This is a genomic window from Pseudochelatococcus sp. G4_1912, assembly GCF_047501465.1.
In the GTDB taxonomy this organism is placed as follows: domain Bacteria; phylum Pseudomonadota; class Alphaproteobacteria; order Rhizobiales; family Beijerinckiaceae; genus Pseudochelatococcus.
Map to the genome: position 1 here is coordinate 526976 of NZ_JAZDRL010000002.1, position 17069 is coordinate 544044.

Sequence of the window (17069 nt, forward strand, 5' to 3'; positions counted from 1 at the left end):
TGGGTGCATGCGTTATCCCCATTAATTGACGCCCTCCCCCCCTCTCATGCTACCCACGAGAGAGCAGAATCACGCCATTCAACAGCGGATGGCCGTGAAAAGGGTTATGGAATGAACGATGACAAGCGCGTCCCCACGCGCGATACCGTGGAAGCTTCAAAAGTTGCGGCTGCACAAAAACCCGCCACCTCACGGTTTACCGCGTTTGGTCTTGCCGCTGAGGCAGAACCGATTGCGCCGGGCCTGCACATCGTTGCAACCCCGATTGGTAACCTGAAGGACATAACCTTCCGCGCGCTTGGCACCCTTGCCGCCGCTGATGCCATTCTGGCGGAGGATACCCGCGTCACCAAGGTTTTGCTGGCACATTATGGCATTACCACCCCGCTGATCGGCTATCACGAGCATAACGCTGAGCAGATGCGCCCGAAAGTGCTGGCGCGTCTAGAAGCCGGTGAAGCGCTGGCGCTTGTCTCAGATGCGGGCACGCCATTGGTCTCAGACCCCGGCTACAAGCTGGTTGATGATGCGCTTTCGCATAATATCAAGGTTATATCCAACCCCGGCCCCTCTGCTGTTCTGACAGCACTTGTGGTTTCAGGCTTGCCGACGGATCGTTTCTTCTTTGAAGGTTTTCTGCCCAATAAAAGCGGTGCAAGACGTGCCCGCCTAGCGGCATTGAGCGAAGTTCCATCCACGCTGGTGTTTTTCGAATCTCCCCGTCGCGTTGCTGAAATGCTTGCAGATGCTGCTGCCGTTCTGGGCGATCGCCAGGCCGCTGTGGCGCGAGAGCTGACCAAGCTTTATGAAGAAGTGCGGCGCGACAAGCTACCAGCACTCGCAAAAAGCTATGAAGATGAAACGCCCAGAGGCGAAATCGTAGTGCTGATTGGCCCGCCGGTGGAAGGTGCCAAGGCGTTGGCAGAAGCAGATCTGGATGCGCGGATTACCAAAGCGCTGGAACAGTATCGCGTGAAAGATGCGGCAGCGATTATTTCGGCAGAAACCGGCCTTCCCAAGCGTGAGGTTTACGCCCGTGCGCTACAATTGGCGCCAAAACGCAATGATGGTGATGAGGGCAAATAATGCGCGGACCATCACGGGGAGTAAAACGGGTCGCAGCCCACCAGCGAGGACTGCGCGCTGAACGCCTGGCAGGCTTGATTCTGATACTGAAGGGCTATCGCATCATCGCGCGCAGATATGCGGCAGCAGGTGGCGAGATTGATATCATCGCACAGCGCGGCAAAACGGTTATCTTCGTTGAGGTCAAGGCACGTGCAGCGCTTGATGATGCACGCATAGCCATCACATCAACCAAGGAACGACGCATTGTTGGGGCTATACGCCATTGGCTGGCACGCAACAATTGGGCAATGCCCATGACGTTGCGCTGCGATGCCATTTTTGTAGGCCAGCGTCGCTTCCCGCAGCATGTGCCAAATGTAATGACGCTTTATCTGGACTAACAGATATCAATGCTCTCCTTAAAGGCATGGATTTTCCGTTGTACTCACTCTTGAGTTGCGATCCCTGTGGGAGTGCCGCATAAAAACAAATCAGATTTTCCAAGCGGAGCAAAATGCCGATGAGCCTTGTCGTAGCCGTCCAGATGGACCCGATCGACCGTATTAACGTGGCCGGCGATTCCACCTTCGCCCTGCTGCTGGAAGCTGAAAAGCGTGGGCATCAGCTGCTCTACTACACCCCGGACAGCCTGAGCATGCGCGATAGCCGCGTGACGGCGCTGGCGCATCCACTAAAGGTACGTGACGTCACGACCCCCGATTACGCAACACTAGGTGAGGCTAAGCGCATCGATCTGGCAGCGACTACCGATGTGGTGTTGCTGCGGCAGGATCCACCGTTCGATCTTGCGTATATTACGTCAACGCATTTTCTGGAGCGCGTGCACCCGGAAACGTTGGTTATCAACGATCCTGCGCATGTTCGCAACGCGCCGGAGAAGCTTTTCGTGACCGCATTTCCGCAATTGATGCCCCCCACCCTCATCACCCGCGATAAGGACGAAATCAACGCTTTCCGTGAGGAACATGGCGTGATCGTGATGAAGCCGCTCTACGGCCATGGCGGTGCATCGGTGTTTCAGGTGAATGAAAAGGACGGCAATTTCGGCTCGCTTTTCGATCTCTTCTCCGTGACCTTCCGTGAACCTTGGGTGGTGCAGAAATTCCTGCCTGCCGTGAAGTTTGGCGACAAGCGCATCATCCTTGCAGATGGCGAATACGCGGGTGCGGTCAACCGCGTGCCGGCAGAAAATGATATACGTTCCAATATGGTACGCGGCGGCGCAGCCCTAGCCACTGACCTCACCGAGCGCGAGCGCGAGATCTGCGAAACCATCGGCCCGGCACTGCGTGAGCGTGGTCTGTTGTTCGTTGGCATTGATGTGATTGACGGATACCTGACCGAGATCAACGTAACATCCCCCACCGGCATTCGGGCCATCAAGCGTAATGGCGGCCCGGATGTTGCAGCCATCATCTGGGACGCGATTGAACGCAAACGCGCCGCCTCTTTATCCGCTTGATTGTGGATAGCGTGACCGTGATTCCCGATTCCGTGACCGCTGTTCCGAAGCGGTCAAGCGGTTTTTGGTTCAAAGCGACATAAGTCGTTGATAAGGCACCGCGGGCATTCGGGCTTGCGGGCTTTACAGACATAGCGGCCATGCAGAATGAGCCAATGGTGCGCATGGCGACCATAACGCGCAGGCACGATACGCTCCAGCCCAAGCTCCACTGCCAGCGGCGTAGCGCCAGGCGCTAACGGAATGCGGTTTGCGACACGGAAGAGGTGCGTATCGACAGCAATTGTTGGCTCACCAAAAGCAATGTTGAGCACCACATTTGCGGTCTTTCGGCCCACGCCGGGCAATTGTTCCAGTTCGGCCCGGGTTTGCGGCACAGTGGCGTTGAAACGCTCAATCAGCATCTGCGAGAGTGCAATCACATTCTTGGCTTTGGTGCGAAACAGACCAATGGTCTTGATATAATCGCGCAACTGCTCTTCACCCAGCGCCACCATTTTCTCGGGCGTATCAGCAATTGCAAACAGCGCACGTGTAGCCTTGTTCACACCAACGTCCGTCGCCTGCGCGGAAAGCGCCACTGCAACCAGCAGCGTAAACGGATTGGTATATTCCAGCTCACCCTTCGGTTCGGGATTAGCTTCTTCAAACCGGCGAAAAATCTCGGCAACGGTGGCTGGATCGACAACAGGAGGGTTGGCTAAATGTCTGCTCACGGGTTTTTCTTAGGCTGCGTTACGGTTTAAATCGGGGGCAAGAGTCAGATAAGATGTCATCGCGACACTCTATCCGCATTCTTATGCATCATTCAGTTTGCAGGTGGCCGTGAGAGCTAGCAAACCACAGTCATACGGTCACGCTGGCCTTTAGGCAGGGCCCTGAACGCACGCCAACGCCTTCCCGGCCATAGAGTAAGGGAGGCACGCCAACCGATAACTGAGAGGCTGCCAGACCCCGGATTCGCAAGATTGCGAAGCCGCTTTCAGGAATAGAGCGTTCGAATTTGAAGTCAAACCGGAATTGTGGCCTGGCTTCTCATTTACGCGCTGAGATGCAAGCCACACCGAGGTGAAATAGAGCCAAACCTTGACCGGACAGGCAATGAACTTCCGCAAACATCGGTGACATCAGCGCTTATACTCATTCTCTCGAACCATTTTTCATATATATTGCACTATCAGAATGACGGCACCTCACAGCCCCTCTGCGCCTCCGAACATGGATGCGCCTGATGCCACGCTATTTGCGGCGCGGATAACACCGCATCGCTCATTGGGGCGTGAGGCTTTTCGCATTACTATGACGTTGATCTGTCTGGCGAGTGTGATCTCCAGCCTGCCATTTGTGATGATGGGCGCGTGGCCAGTCGTCGGCTTTTTCGGCATTGATCTGCTGGCGCTCTATATCGCATTCCGCATCAACTTTCGCCGCGCCAATTCATTTGAGGAAATATGGCTGTCGCGCGTTGAACTCTTGATGCGCAAGGTCAGCCATCACGGCGTGCGGCGGGAATGGCACTTCAATCCCCTCTGGACGCGGCTTGAGCGCCAGATCCATGCTGATTTCGGTGTTGAGAAGCTGACGTTTATCTCACGCGGCCAACGCGTCACCGTAGGCGACGCCCTCTCGCCCCCCGAGCGCGAAAGCCTAGGCCAGGCCCTACACACCGCTCTACTTGAAGCAAAGCGGTGAGCTGAGAACGCACAGAGCGCTGCCAGTTGCAGCCACCTGAAGCAACCATGCGGGATCAGGGCCACAGGATGTGTTGAGCTTCTCGTCTGGGTGAGACGAAACTACTGCCTTTCGAGAACCGCAGCGCAGTGGACTTCTGCCCATGAGCACCGGAAGCGGAGAAAGGCAGCAGTTGCAGGCGAGCATGGCGCGCAGATCGGCGCATCCGTTTATGCAGCGAGCGCAGCGATCACTGCATTCAGGATTGGCAGGCCTGTTTTGGTGGCGCGCAGACGCCCATTTACCATCTCTATAAAGCCCTGATCAGCCAGATCATGCATTTTCTCAACCGATAGCGTTCGGCCTGAAAACGCAGCGTAACGCTTGGGATCAATGCCCTCAACCAGCCGCAGGCCCATCAACAGAAATTCATCGGCTTGCGCATCATCCGCAAGGCACTCGCGCTCGATGATGCCATTGCCATCGCGCTCCACAAGCTCAAGCCACCCTTCCGGGCTGCGCTCGGTGGAGAACGCCATACGCCCTTCATTGGTCACCAGCCGCCCATGCGCGCCGGGGCCAATGCCCGCATACTCGCCATACCGCCAGTAGACGAGGTTATGTCGGCTCTCCGCGCCCGGGCGCGCGTGGTTGGAAATCTCATAGGCCGGCAGGCCATGCCTGGCGCAGACATCCTGCGTGATGTCATAAAGTACCCGTGCCGATTCATCATCAGGAATGATGAGCTTGCCCGCTGCATGCAACTTTGCGTACCAGGTGCCAGGCTCAATCGTGAGCTGATAGAGTGACAAATGCTCCACCGCATGCGATATCGCCTGCTCCAGCTCCTGCGCCCATGCGTGAGGCGTCTGGTTTGGGCGGGCATAGATGAGATCGAACGAGTAACGCTCGAAACTCTTAGCCGCAAGCTTCACAGCAGCAAGCGCTTCCTCAGCCGAATGCTTGCGGCCCAATGCCTTCAGATCAGCATCATTCAGCGCCTGCACACCAAGCGAGACCCGGTTGACCCCAGCCGCGCGGTAACCGCGAAACCGCTCCGCCTCAACACTTGTGGGATTCGCCTCCAGGGTGATCTCGGCCTTTGGCGAAACCGCCCAATGGCCTGCAATTGCATCGAGGATCGCCCCAATGGTTTTAGGCTGCATCAATGAAGGCGTGCCACCACCAAAGAAGATCGACGTAACCGTCCGCCCCGGCGCAAGCGCTGCGTTGTGGGCGATCTCGCGGGCGAAAGCGGCCGCAAAACGCGGTTCATCCACCGGTTGATGGCGAACGTGGCTGTTAAAGTCACAATACGGACATTTCGATGCGCAAAATGGCCAATGGACATAAACGCCGAAGCCCGCATCTCGGGTAGGATGATCGATCATGGGATGTCTGTGAACCGATTGTATGCGAAACGCAACACCTGACGTGCGAGGATCGCTTCCACTTTTGATCACAACGTGCGAGAAGAAACTTATTTGCCGCACCGTGCGGGCTTTGGAATAGACAGTGGCCAAACAAATGAAGACCCGCGCAGCCAGCGCCGCGGCATCAAAAACACGCAAACCCCGCTCCAATAAGGGCGGCGCATCAGCATTGCATCAAAAGCATTTGCCTGAAGAGTTTCTGCCGACAAAAGAGCAGATCATCTCCTTTATTGCCGAATCAACAGGCAAGGTCGGCAAGCGCGAAATTGCGCGCGCCTTCGGGATTGGCGGCGGCCAGCGCATTTGGCTGAAGCGTATTCTGAAAGAGCTGGAAGACGAAGGCGCGATCGATCGGCGCAAGAAAACGATGCACCGCGCAGACATGCTCCCCCCCGTCGTGCTTGCTGACATCACCATGCGCGACAAAGATGGCGAGCTGATTGCAAAGCCCACCGAATGGGACGATCCGGACGGCAACAGTCCCGCCCCCCGCATCGTAATCATGCTGCCACGCCGCCCAAAACCCGGCCAACCAGTGCCGGGCGTGGGCGATCAGGTGTTGCTGCGGCTTGAAGTTAATCGTGACCGGGATTCCATTGAAAAGCACGCGCCTTCCTATACCGGCCGCATCATCAAGGTGCTGGCCAAGACGCGTTCCATTCTGCTCGGCATCTACCGCGCCAATCCCGATGGCAACGGCGGACGACTGGTGCCTGTTGATAAAAAGCTGCTCGGCCGCGAACTCACCATTCGCCCGGGCGATGGCGGCGAAGCGCAGGATGGCGATCTGGTAACAGCCAGCGTTACGCGCTCGACACGTTACGGCACCTCAACGGCAAAAGTCGGTGAACGGCTTGGCTCGTTGAAATCGGAACGGGCCGTCAGCCTCGTTGCAATTCATGCGCATGACATCCCGCACGTCTTCTCGCCTGCAGCCCTGCGTGAGGCGGAGGAGACCAAACCAGTCTCGCTGGCAGGCCGTGAAGATTGGCGCACGCTACCGCTCGTCACCATAGACCCCGCCGACGCCAAGGATCATGACGACGCTGTCCACGCCGCGCCGGATACTGATCCGAACAACGAGGGGGGCCATATCCTCACCGTGGCGATTGCCGATGTGGCAGCCTATGTGCGCCCTGGCACGGGCCTCGACAAGGATGCGCTGGAACGCGGCAATTCGGTCTACTTCCCCGACCGCGTCGTGCCAATGCTGCCAGAACGCATCTCCAACGATCTCGGTTCGCTACGCCCCCTTGAAGACCGGCCCGCACTCGCCGTGCGAATCGTGCTCGATATCCGTGGTTTCAAGCGTCGGCATACGTTCCACCGCATCATGATGCGCTCTGCAGCAAAGCTTTCGTATCAGCAGGCGCAGGCGGCTATCGATGGCATGCCGGATGATGTGACGCGCCCTATCCTTGATACGGTATTGCGCCCCCTCTGGGATGCCTATGCAGCATTAACTGATGCCCGTGATGAGCGCGATCCGCTAGCGCTTGATCTGCCAGAACGCAAACTGATTCTGAAGCCAGACGGCTCACTCGACCGTGTGATCATGCCAGAGCGCCTCGATGCGCATAAGCTGATCGAAGAATGCATGATTCTCGCCAATGTCTGCGCGGCGGAATCGCTGGAGCAGGCCGGCTCGCCGCTCATCTACCGCACGCATGACGAACCCTCACTCGAAAAGCTGCGGGCATTAGGCGAAGTGCTGGCCTCCATTGGCATGAAGTCGCCGAAATCGGGCGCGCTCGCACCGGCTATGTTCAACAAAATCCTTGCGCATGTCGAGAATTCACCCAACCGCGATTTCATCAACGAGGTGGTATTGCGCACGCAGGCGCAGGCTGAATATTCGGCTGATAATTATGGCCATTTCGGCCTTAACCTTCGCCGCTACGCACACTTCACCTCGCCCATCCGCCGTTATGCTGATCTTATCGTTCACCGCGGCCTGATCCGGGCGTTGAAGCTTGGTTCGGATGGCCTGTCTTCGCACACCTCACGCGAGGATCTGGCCGAAGTCGCAGCCCAGATTTCCGCTTCAGAACGGCGCGCAATGGCCGCTGAGCGCGAGACCACGGACCGTCTGATCGCGCATTTCATGGCAGACCAGATCGGCGCGAACTTCACCGGCCGCATCGCTGGCGTCACACGCGCCGGTTTGTTTGTGAAGCTGGCGGACACAGGCGCCGATGGCTTCATCCCGGCTTCAACACTGGGGCAGGACTTCTTCCGCTACGATGAAGCGCAGCACGCGCTCGTCGGCAGCCGCTCGCGCATATCCTATCGTCTGGGCGACAGCGTGCAGGTCCGCCTGGTCGAGGCGGTGCCGATTGCCGGTGCCTTGCGGTTCGAACTTCTGGCAAGCGCCGGTGCACGCAAGACCTACAAGGTAGGACGCCCCGGAAAGCCAAAGTTCGCACGCGGGCGTTAGGATAACTTTTCTAACGAGACATTCTCGTTTTACTTTACGGCTGAATTTCCTATTTTGACGTCAGTGGTGCAGGAGCGTAAGAACTCCTCACACAGCGACGATAGCATCGGTTAAAATTTCGATTCTGTCTTCCGCCCTTTTAGGGCCGGATGGCGATGCGCATATCCAAGCTTCGCGGCTAAAGATTATCGTGCCGTCTGTGTGCGGTTCTTAACTCCCGGCCACCAGGTTGGCGCCCCATAAAGGGGTTGCTGTTCTGGTGGTTAATTATCTCATTGAGAGGGAGTGACCATGAACAAAGCCAAACTTTGCGACAGCCTGATTGTATTATATCCCCCGCTTGTACCTTGAGTGCAGGTAGCCATCTTTGCAAGCATATGCGCCGTCATGATTAGCGCGCTACTTTCCTTCAAAGAAATCACGGTCGCGCTTATAAATATATTTATGCCAACACCTGAACTGCGCCAATCAATTCCGCAGATATTATGTGCAGAGATGCAGAATTTGCAAAGAATGCTACATATTTTGACCGGTTATCTGCCGCCAGCGAGTATTCAAGACAACAAAGAACCAATATTCTGGCCGCCATTCCGAGATTAAAAAAATATAAAAAACATGGTGAGTGTGAGGATAAAAATCATGAATTCATACGTGAACAATATACATGATTTTTTCTTTACACTTGCTACGCAGACGATTTCATATGCGAGACGAGACATGTCGCCCTATATTTTATTTATATTAAGTGTTCTATTATATTGCTTATATATTCCACTCATGCAGCCGAGCATGGTGCTTGATGGTGAGATGTGGGCTGAGATGGCCACAAATTACTTTTATTATGCCTCCTCACCCTCTCTCCGCGTTAAACTGTTTTCCATTGATGCCGGCTATATCCCTATGCCACAAAGGTTAATTGCGGCTCTTGGAAACTTAATGCATTTATCAGCCCGCACAATTCCTTACTTCTATTCCTGGTCTGCTATTATTCTTACCGGCAGCATGGTCGCTACATTTTGTCTTAAGCCATTCAGAGTGCTTGTCAAAAATGATTACTTGCGATTTTTTGCTGTAATTGCAATTCTTATCATTGCGGATGTTGAAACACGGACTTTTATTAATTTCACTTATTTTGGCATATTTCTCATTAGCATCATCACTGCCCTCGCGATTGTTGACAGAAATAATGAAGTGCCAAGCTGGGCATGGTTTATTCCCCTGATAATGATCTCCAAGCCAGCAGCCTTTGCTGCATTTCCGGCAATGATATTTGCTGCAATAGTCAGCAAGCCAAGATTCAGAGTGATTACCATTTTGACGGCTATTGCATGTATCATACAGCTCATCAGGGTCTATTTAAGCTATTCATCGGGCGTCTTACAACCGAGTAATGATTTTACGATCTACGACAAACTCTATGCTTTCGCTCATTACTCTCTTGGCTTTCTAGGCCTTTATTTTTTCAGAGGTTTGGCGGGCACTGCACTGCCTGTACTCATATTTATCGGCCTTGGCCTCCTCACCCTATGCGGCATAGTGCTGACGAGAAACAAAAAGAACGCAAGCGCCCTGATCATCGTGGGCCTTGGTTTGCTCTTCTTTAATGTGTTGCTCAATGTCTTCGCTTTAAGCGACACCTGGAATCTGGACATGGCGCCACTCGCAGCCGCTCCTTTGTATCGGCATATTATTGTGAGTTATTTTGGCGTGATTCTCATCGTGCTTGGCTTGATATGTTCTTTGACAAGCGTGGGCTTTTTGAATCACAATTCCAGAAACTATATTGCTCCACTCTTGTTTGTATTTTGGTTCTGGGCCTCTGGTTGGTTAGCATTTGCAGGCGCGCTTAATCGGGCCCCGCCAAGCCCCATAACGGGTAATTCCCAATGGCAAAAAATGGCAACTGCCATTGATATGGGAGATTCACTTTGTGTGCCCATTAATCCATTAGGCTGGATATACGGGCGCAATTGCCAATTGCTTAATCAGGAAGACCCCAAAGGCAAGCCGATTGTCTATGAGGAAAGCACAACCAAGGCTTTTACAATTGAAATACCGCCCTCAATATCAAGTCGGACTCTCATATCCCTTGCCATGCTGATCAAGCCATACAGCATGGCGCAGACACCTATCAGTGGCGAGCTTGAACTTATTATGAATGATGGCACGATAAAGTATATGATTGGCTCAAATAAGCTGCCTTCAACCGGGGGATTATTAATGTTTACTTCCCATGGGGAAGAAATAGCTATGGCCGAGATAAAGCGCATAACGGCTCGCTTGTCCCTGCCAGTAACGAGAGCTTATGTTGAGGCCACTACCCCCGCAATTCTCTGGCTTGGCCGTTAATGCGCTTCAGCAGCCGTATTTAGCATCTAAAGGTAGGTTTTGCTGCAACTCTCATCGTATTTATGATAGAGAGACAGGCAAGGGATATCGAAAGAAGCTTATGATGATCGAACACCTCGCCGGGACCTCAACCACCTCACACCCAGCCCCCGCTGCAGAGAAGCGCGATGTCTGGCAAGCCTTGCGTCGTGGTACCCAGTGCCGCTGCCCTGCTTGCGGTGAGGGCGACCTGTTTGAGGGCTTTCTCAAAATCGCACCACAATGCACGGCTTGTGGCGAAGCGCTGCATCACCATCGCGCGGATGACCTGCCACCCTATATCGTCATCACCATCGTGGGACACATCATCGTTACGCTCATTCTGGTGATGGAGATGTTTGCGGATTTTTCTACTACGGCACAGATGATTCTATGGCCGCTTGTGACGCTCGCATTAACCTTGGTATTGATGCGTCCTGTGAAAGGTGCGGTTGTTGGCTATCAATGGGCCTTGCATATGCATGGTTTTGGCGGCATCGAGAATGAAGAAGCGCTACAATATGGGCGCCCGAATAATGATGCCAAAGGACAGGAAGCAGCATGAGCGATAATGAGCACCGGTCAGGTGAGTCGAACATCGACTACACCACCATTGTGCCGCACGATGCTGCCTCACTGATTATTCTGGATCATACCCTGAACGGCCCTTATGTATTGATGGGCAAGCGCCACGAAAAGCATGTGTTCATGCCCGATGCGTTTGTGTTTCCCGGCGGGCGGCTTGAGGTATGTGACAGTGAGATGGTGGTCGCAGGTTCGCTTCACCCTGCGGCTGAGCGCAAGCTGATGTTGCAGGTGGAAGAGCCATCAGAGCTACATGCCCGTGCATTGGCTCTTGCGGCTATTCGCGAAACGTTTGAAGAAACGGGCTTCATGGTTGGCTCTACCGATTACGGCCCTCCGGAGGAAGTGCCTGAGGAATGGCGCGCATTTGCTGAGCATGGCGTTTTTCCAGAACTGGACGTGCTGCATTTCGTTGCCCGCGCGATAACGCCACCTCGTTATCCGCGCCGGTTTGACGCACGCTTCTTTGTAGCAGACGCATCCTGCATCGCGCATACAGTAGAAGGTGTTTCCGGGCCAGAGAAGGAACTCGTCGAACTTGCATGGGTATCGCTTGATATGGCCGAAACGCTGAATGCGCCAAAGATTACCCGTATGGTGATGGCAGCGCTTTCCCAGCGATTGGCCAAAGGCTTTATTCAGGAAGCATCTGTGCCCTTATTTCGCAACGATACACCCGTCCCGCGAGACGAATTGTGATTTAGGGTTGCGCTCTGCCAGAAAATGGTGTAGCCGAACTGCTTCAATTGTTATCATCGCGCGCAGGAAGAGGAGCCCGCCATGGCTCGCGTCACCGTCGAAGATTGCGTCGACAAGGTTGAGAATCGTTTTGAGCTCGTGCTGCTTGCCAGCCACCGCGCCCGTATGATTTCGTCTGGCTCGCAACTGCTGGTCGAACGCGACCGCGATAAAAATCCGGTTGTGGCCCTGCGCGAAATCGCGGATGAAATGTTTGCGCCTGAGGATCTGAAAGAAGAACTGATCCACTCGCTGCAGAAATACGTTGAAGTTGATGAGCCTGAAGAAGATGCAGTGCCGTTGATCGGCACATCTGTCGGCAGCGTTGATGACAACGAAGTGCAGTTCGACCGCATGAGCGAAGATGATCTGCTGCGCGGTCTCGAAGGCCTTGTGCCACCTGCAGCTTCTGACGACGACGATTGATCTCTGCATCTCTCGCACCATAAATTCTGCTTGAGGCCTGGAGTCATCCGGGCCTTTTGCTTTTTTCCCTTCAATGGTTGACATCCTATTTACGCTATTGCCCATTTTATTGCGGGTCAGGGCACGAAGCGCTTTGTTTTTCTGCTTGATTTTTGTAATATTCCGAACCGGCTTTAGAAGGCTCGGTGAAAGGTATTAGATTTATCGTGGCAGACAGTCAGCTGACAGAAGGTCGGCAAAGAGCAGAACCTATAGCTATAGCACAAGTGGTTGATAATAAGGCAGGCGAGCAGGGAGCTACGACTACAGAAGTCGCAGCGGTACGGCCCCCCCCAACCCCCATGATGCGCCAGTACGAGCTCGTTGAGCGCGTCAAAAGCTATGATCCAAACGCAGACGAAGTGCTGCTGGACCGCGCTTATGTCTACGCGATGCGCGCGCATGGCACGCAGAAGCGGGCATCTGGCGATCTGTTTTTTTCACATCCGCTTGAAGTTGCGGCGATTCTTACAGATCTGAAGCTGGATGACGCCACAATTGTTGCAGCGGTTCTGCATGACACCATCGAAGATACGGATGCCACGCGCGAAGAAATCGATCAGCTGTTCGGGCCGGAAATTGGCGCGCTGGTAGACGGTCTCACCAAAATCAAAAAACTTGATTTCGTTTCTCGCAAGGCAACGCAGGGTGAGAACTTTCGCAAACTTCTACTGGCAATTGCCGCAGACGTACGGGTATTGCTGGTCAAGCTCGCAGACCGGCTGCACAATATGCGCACACTTGGCTACATGGCCCAGGAAAAACGCGCACGCATCGCCGAGGAAACGCTTGAGATTTATGCTCCGCTAGCCGGGCGCATGGGTATTCAGGAAATCCGCGATGAGCTGGAAGATCTCGCTTTCCGCAATTTGAAGCCTGAAGCTTATGAAACCATCGCTCACCGGCTTGATAACGTCAGCCATCGCAATGGCCAGCTGGTGGAGACGATTGAACGCGACCTGACCACGCGGCTTGCGGAAAAAGGCATTACAGCCTGCGTCAAAGGCCGGCGCAAACGTCCATATTCGATCTGGAAGAAGATGGAGCGCAAATCGCTCGGCTTCGAGCAGTTGTCAGATATTTTTGCCTTCCGCATTATTGTTGATACGATTGATGATTGCTACCGCGCACTTGGCGTAGTGCACACTGCGTGGCCGATGGTTCCGGGGCGTTATAAGGATTATGTCTCGACGCCGAAGCAGAACGACTATCGTTCCATCCATACGACGGTGATCGGTCCTGGCCATCAGCGCGTCGAGCTGCAGATCCGCACGCAGGATATGGATAGCGTTGCTGAATACGGTATCGCGGCCCATACACTCTATAAAGACGGTCGCACCGATCAGCCCTCACATTTGCTCAACGAAAGCCGTTCCTATCAATGGTTGCGGCGCACGGTTGATATGCTGGTGGAAGGCGATAGCCCTGAAGAGTTTCTGGAGCATACCAAGCTTGAGCTGTTCCATGATCAGGTATTTTGCTTCACGCCGAAGGGCCGTTTGATCGCCCTGCCACGCGGGGCAACGCCGATTGATTTTGCCTATGCCGTGCACACCAATGTGGGTAACACGGCCGTCGGCGCAAAGATTAACGGCCAGATCGCACCGTTACTGTCAGAATTACAAAACGGTGACGAGGTTGAGATCGTCCGCGCGGATGGCCAGACGCCGCCTGCTGCCTGGGAATCTCTGGTCATTACGGGCAAAGCACGTTCTGCAATTCGTCGTGCTACGCGTGATGCTGTAAGAAAGCAATATGCGGGGCTTGGCCACCAAATTCTGGAGCGCGCCTTTGAACGCGCCGGACGTGTCTACTCTGACGAAAAACTCAAGAGCGCCCTGCCGCGCCTCGCACGCACATCTCTTGACGATACACTCGCGGCCGTTGGTCGAGGCGAAATCTTCTCTGGCGACGTCGTGAAGGCGGTTTATCCTGATTATAAGGATGAGCGTCGGCCAACCGTTGATGGCCTTTCTGGTCATGGCTGGTTTGGGCTCAAGGGCAGCGAGAGCCTGAAATTCAAAGTGCCCGAAGATGGCAGCAGCAATACGGCGCCCAAGAAGAAGCAGGCCATTCCTGTTCGTGGCTTTACAGGCGAGCTGCCAATCAATTTTGCCCCCGAAGGTGGGGCAGTCCCGGGAGATCGTATCGTCGGCATTCTAACACCTGGTGAGGGCATTACGATCTATCCGATTCAGTCCAAAGCTCTTGCTACTTTTGAGCAAGAGCCTGAACGCTGGCTCGATGTACGCTGGGATGTAGATGAAGATAATCATCAGCGGTTCCCCGCGATTATTGCACTAAGCGCCATTAATGAACCTGGTGTACTCGCAACCATCACGCAAGTTATTGCTGACCATGATGCAAATATCGACGATATCGCCTTAAAAAGGCCAACACCTGATTTTACAGGTCTCATCATTCGACTGTCGGTATGGGACTTGAAACATCTTACAAGCCTCATAGCCGATCTGCGAACGACGCGAGCTGTTAGTACAGTTGAGCGTATTACGGATTGATATTTACGTTAATGCAAAAAGAGCTTCCTTGAATTTCTTTTTGCGCAAAGCAGTTTGCGTTTAATCCGGGTTCCGAATTGCACGCAAGCTGCTCTATAAAATACGATTTAAGGAATAAGGCAGTAGCCCTATCTCATTATTTGCAATTAAAATTTCGCTTAAAAAGTGACTTTCAGTTTTTGGTTTAATGCTTCTAATGCCAGTTTTCTTATCGTATATTTCGGAAGTGTTGTGCTTTTTTATAAAATTGCAAAATAGTTCCATTAAGTTGTTTATGAAGCATTGCCTTCATACACATGGAAATCCACTTTGCATGCCAACGCCACAAGCGAATGGTCTAGAAAGGAACGAAACATATATTTATATTCACTGAATTAAAATAATTATTACATATCAATACTCAGATGATTTCAAATTATAAATCGGTATCCATTGTACTAAATTTGATACCCATCAACCTTGAAAACTTCTGAATTTAATGTAGCATGGCCATGTCGCGTTCGCGTCTTGATGAGTTCGGGAATGTCGATGTTTGGCAAGCTTCGCAACAGTTGCGATAGGATATGTTCGTAATCAAAATGAAAGACGGCGCTTAAAATTGGTGCTAGCGAGAGCGAGAACATTGAGAATCAAAATCATATTGTGCGGCTTGACGAATAATCGCCCCCTACCTCCTCAGAGTGCACCCTCCAAGATGGTCTCGTTTGAGGTTGTTTTGTGTGGGCAAGTTGCTCCGTCAGGCCTGGTTTTATTCATATAGTTAACTTTAGAGAACAATCACATGACTGCAAATTGCCGACGCGCCCTTTTCATTGATGGGGCCAATCTTTACGCGACGACCAAAACTCTTGGCTTTGATGTAGATTTCAAGCGCCTCCTGCGCTCTTATAACCACAATGGCCGCCTCATCCGCGCATTTTATTATACCGCCATGATTGAGGACCAGGAATATTCCTCCATTCGCCCGCTGGTTGATTGGCTGGATTATAACGGCTACCGGGTGGTGACCAAGCCTACGAAAGAATTTATCGATTCCACCGGACGTCGCAAGATCAAGGGGAACATGGATATTGAGCTCGCCATTGATGCGCTTGAGCTCGCCCCTCATATCGACGAAATGATCCTGTTCTCGGGCGACGGCGATTTCCGTTCCTTGGCTGAAGCTATGCAGCGTCGCGGTGTCCGCGTGATCGTGGTTTCCACCATTCAGACCCAGCCACCGATGATTGCTGATGAACTGCGTCGCCAGGCTGATGACTTCATCGATATCACTCAGCTTATTCCGCTCATCGGCCGCGAAACGACCGAACGCCCCGTAGAGCGTGCAGTTCGCCTTGCTCCCGAAACAGAAGATCGTGAGGCCATTAAGGGCCGTTCACTGGTAGAGCGCCGGTATGGCATCAAGGCTCCATCAGAAGAAGATGATGTTGGTTAAGGGCAATAGCCCAAAGAATCAGGCTACATGAGAGCAGTTTGCGTTTGATTTGAACTTCAAATTGAACGCAAGTTGCAGGAACGCACAAAAGCCGGAATGGGTTGCACCACAGCCTACGATAAAAGCATGATGCAAACCAATATCTCTATCAGCACCCCCTCGCCCGACTGCGGTTTGTGCCCCAGGCTTGCTGAATTTCGGCATCTTTGGCGAGCGCGAGAACCATCGTGGTTTAATTCGCCTGTTCCTTCTTTTGGATCTGCGCAAGCACGGCTATTAATAGTTGGTCTTGCTCCAGGTCTACGTGGTGCCAATCGCACGGGGCGTCCCTTTACCGGCGATTATGCGGGCGATCTACTATACGAAACATTGCTGGAATTCGGCTTTGCGAGTGGACAATATGGGGCATCGCCCGATGACGGGCTGGTGCTTACAGGAAGCCGCCTTACCAATGGCGTGCGCTGTGTACCGCCTGAAAACAAGCCAACTGGCGCGGAAATTGTTTCCTGCAGGCAATTCCTGATAGGTACACTTGCGGAAATGGAAAATGTGCGCGCCATCGTCGCGCTAGGACGCATTGCCCACGACACGACTGTTCGCGCGTTAGGACGTACACCTTCACGTGTGCCCTTCAGCCATGGCGGCCAGCATGACATCAATGGTGTACGATTGTTCGACAGCTATCATTGCTCGCGCTACAACACCAACACGCGCGTGCTGACACCTGAAATGTTCAAGGCACTGTTTGCCGAAGTCAAAACTTATCTGGATGCCCAACCTGCAACATAAAGACTGTTTGCAGCTATCCAGCTTTACACTTAGCAGAGACGAACTCAGCCCAACGGCAATTAGAGCAAAATGCATCCAA

At 53.3% G+C, this 17069-nt stretch carries 14 protein-coding genes; 12 read left to right on the plus strand and 2 right to left on the minus strand.

Features of this window, described 5'->3' with window-relative positions:
• The first annotated feature begins 111 nt into the window (after nt 1–111).
• From rsmI to gshB, 3 genes are all read left to right on the plus strand, one after another.
• Nucleotides 112–1086, plus strand: coding sequence for a 16S rRNA (cytidine(1402)-2'-O)-methyltransferase (gene rsmI / locus VRZ32_RS09630; RefSeq protein WP_414525519.1), 975 nt, complete (start codon nt 112–114; stop codon nt 1084–1086).
• Nucleotides 1086–1469, plus strand: a complete 384-nt coding sequence (locus VRZ32_RS09635) for a YraN family protein (protein ID WP_414525520.1) — start codon at nt 1086–1088, stop codon at nt 1467–1469. Before rsmI ends, VRZ32_RS09635 begins: the two co-directional genes overlap by 1 nt.
• Before the next feature lie 119 nt (nt 1470–1588).
• Complete coding sequence (gene gshB / locus VRZ32_RS09640) at nt 1589–2551, plus strand: glutathione synthase (protein WP_414525521.1); 963 nt, start codon at nt 1589–1591, stop codon at nt 2549–2551.
• 53 nt (nt 2552–2604) lie between these two features.
• Here the strand turns inward: gshB and nth are convergent, their stop codons facing one another.
• Entirely contained in the window at nt 2605–3267 is a 663-nt protein-coding gene (gene nth, locus VRZ32_RS09645) for an endonuclease III (RefSeq protein ID WP_414525522.1), read from the minus strand.
• A 466-nt stretch (nt 3268–3733) separates the two neighbouring features.
• On the opposite strand from nth, the gene VRZ32_RS09650 reads away from it, so the two are divergent.
• On the plus strand, nt 3734–4243 hold the full coding sequence (locus tag VRZ32_RS09650; protein ID WP_414525523.1) for a DUF2244 domain-containing protein: 510 nt from the start codon (nt 3734–3736) through the stop codon (nt 4241–4243).
• A 209-nt stretch (nt 4244–4452) separates the two neighbouring features.
• Here VRZ32_RS09650 and hemW read toward each other — a convergent pair whose 3' ends face one another.
• Nucleotides 4453–5613, minus strand: a complete 1161-nt coding sequence (hemW, locus tag VRZ32_RS09655) for a radical SAM family heme chaperone HemW (RefSeq protein ID WP_414525524.1) — start codon at nt 5611–5613, stop codon at nt 4453–4455.
• A gap of 136 nt (nt 5614–5749) precedes the next feature.
• On the opposite strand from hemW, the gene rnr reads away from it, so the two are divergent.
• The 8 genes from rnr to VRZ32_RS09695 all read left to right on the plus strand — a co-directional run bounded on the left by rnr (nt 5750) and on the right by VRZ32_RS09695 (nt 16990).
• Complete coding sequence (rnr, locus tag VRZ32_RS09660) at nt 5750–8092, plus strand: ribonuclease R (protein WP_414526186.1); 2343 nt, start codon at nt 5750–5752, stop codon at nt 8090–8092.
• Nucleotides 8093–8731: 639 nt separating this feature from the next.
• Entirely contained in the window at nt 8732–10441 is a 1710-nt protein-coding gene (locus tag VRZ32_RS09665) for a hypothetical protein (protein WP_414525525.1), read from the plus strand.
• Nucleotides 10442–10544: 103 nt separating this feature from the next.
• Entirely contained in the window at nt 10545–11024 is a 480-nt protein-coding gene (locus VRZ32_RS09670; RefSeq protein ID WP_414525526.1) for a DUF983 domain-containing protein, read from the plus strand.
• Entirely contained in the window at nt 11021–11743 is a 723-nt protein-coding gene (locus VRZ32_RS09675; protein ID WP_414525527.1) for an NUDIX hydrolase, read from the plus strand. The genes VRZ32_RS09670 and VRZ32_RS09675 overlap by 4 nt, the downstream gene beginning before the upstream one ends.
• 81 nt (nt 11744–11824) lie before the next feature.
• The gene (rpoZ, locus tag VRZ32_RS09680) at nt 11825–12208 is read left to right on the plus strand and encodes a DNA-directed RNA polymerase subunit omega (RefSeq protein WP_414525528.1); all 384 of its coding nucleotides are present in this window, start codon (nt 11825–11827) and stop codon (nt 12206–12208) included.
• A gap of 341 nt (nt 12209–12549) precedes the next feature.
• Nucleotides 12550–14766, plus strand: a complete 2217-nt coding sequence (locus tag VRZ32_RS09685; RefSeq protein ID WP_414526187.1) for a RelA/SpoT family protein — start codon at nt 12550–12552, stop codon at nt 14764–14766.
• A 781-nt stretch (nt 14767–15547) separates the two neighbouring features.
• A complete protein-coding gene (locus VRZ32_RS09690) occupies nt 15548–16201 on the plus strand; it encodes an NYN domain-containing protein (protein ID WP_414525529.1) in 654 nt (217 codons plus the stop codon).
• Nucleotides 16202–16327: 126 nt separating this feature from the next.
• Nucleotides 16328–16990, plus strand: coding sequence for a uracil-DNA glycosylase (locus VRZ32_RS09695; RefSeq protein WP_414525530.1), 663 nt, complete (start codon nt 16328–16330; stop codon nt 16988–16990).
• Nucleotides 16991–17069: the final 79 nt, after the last annotated feature.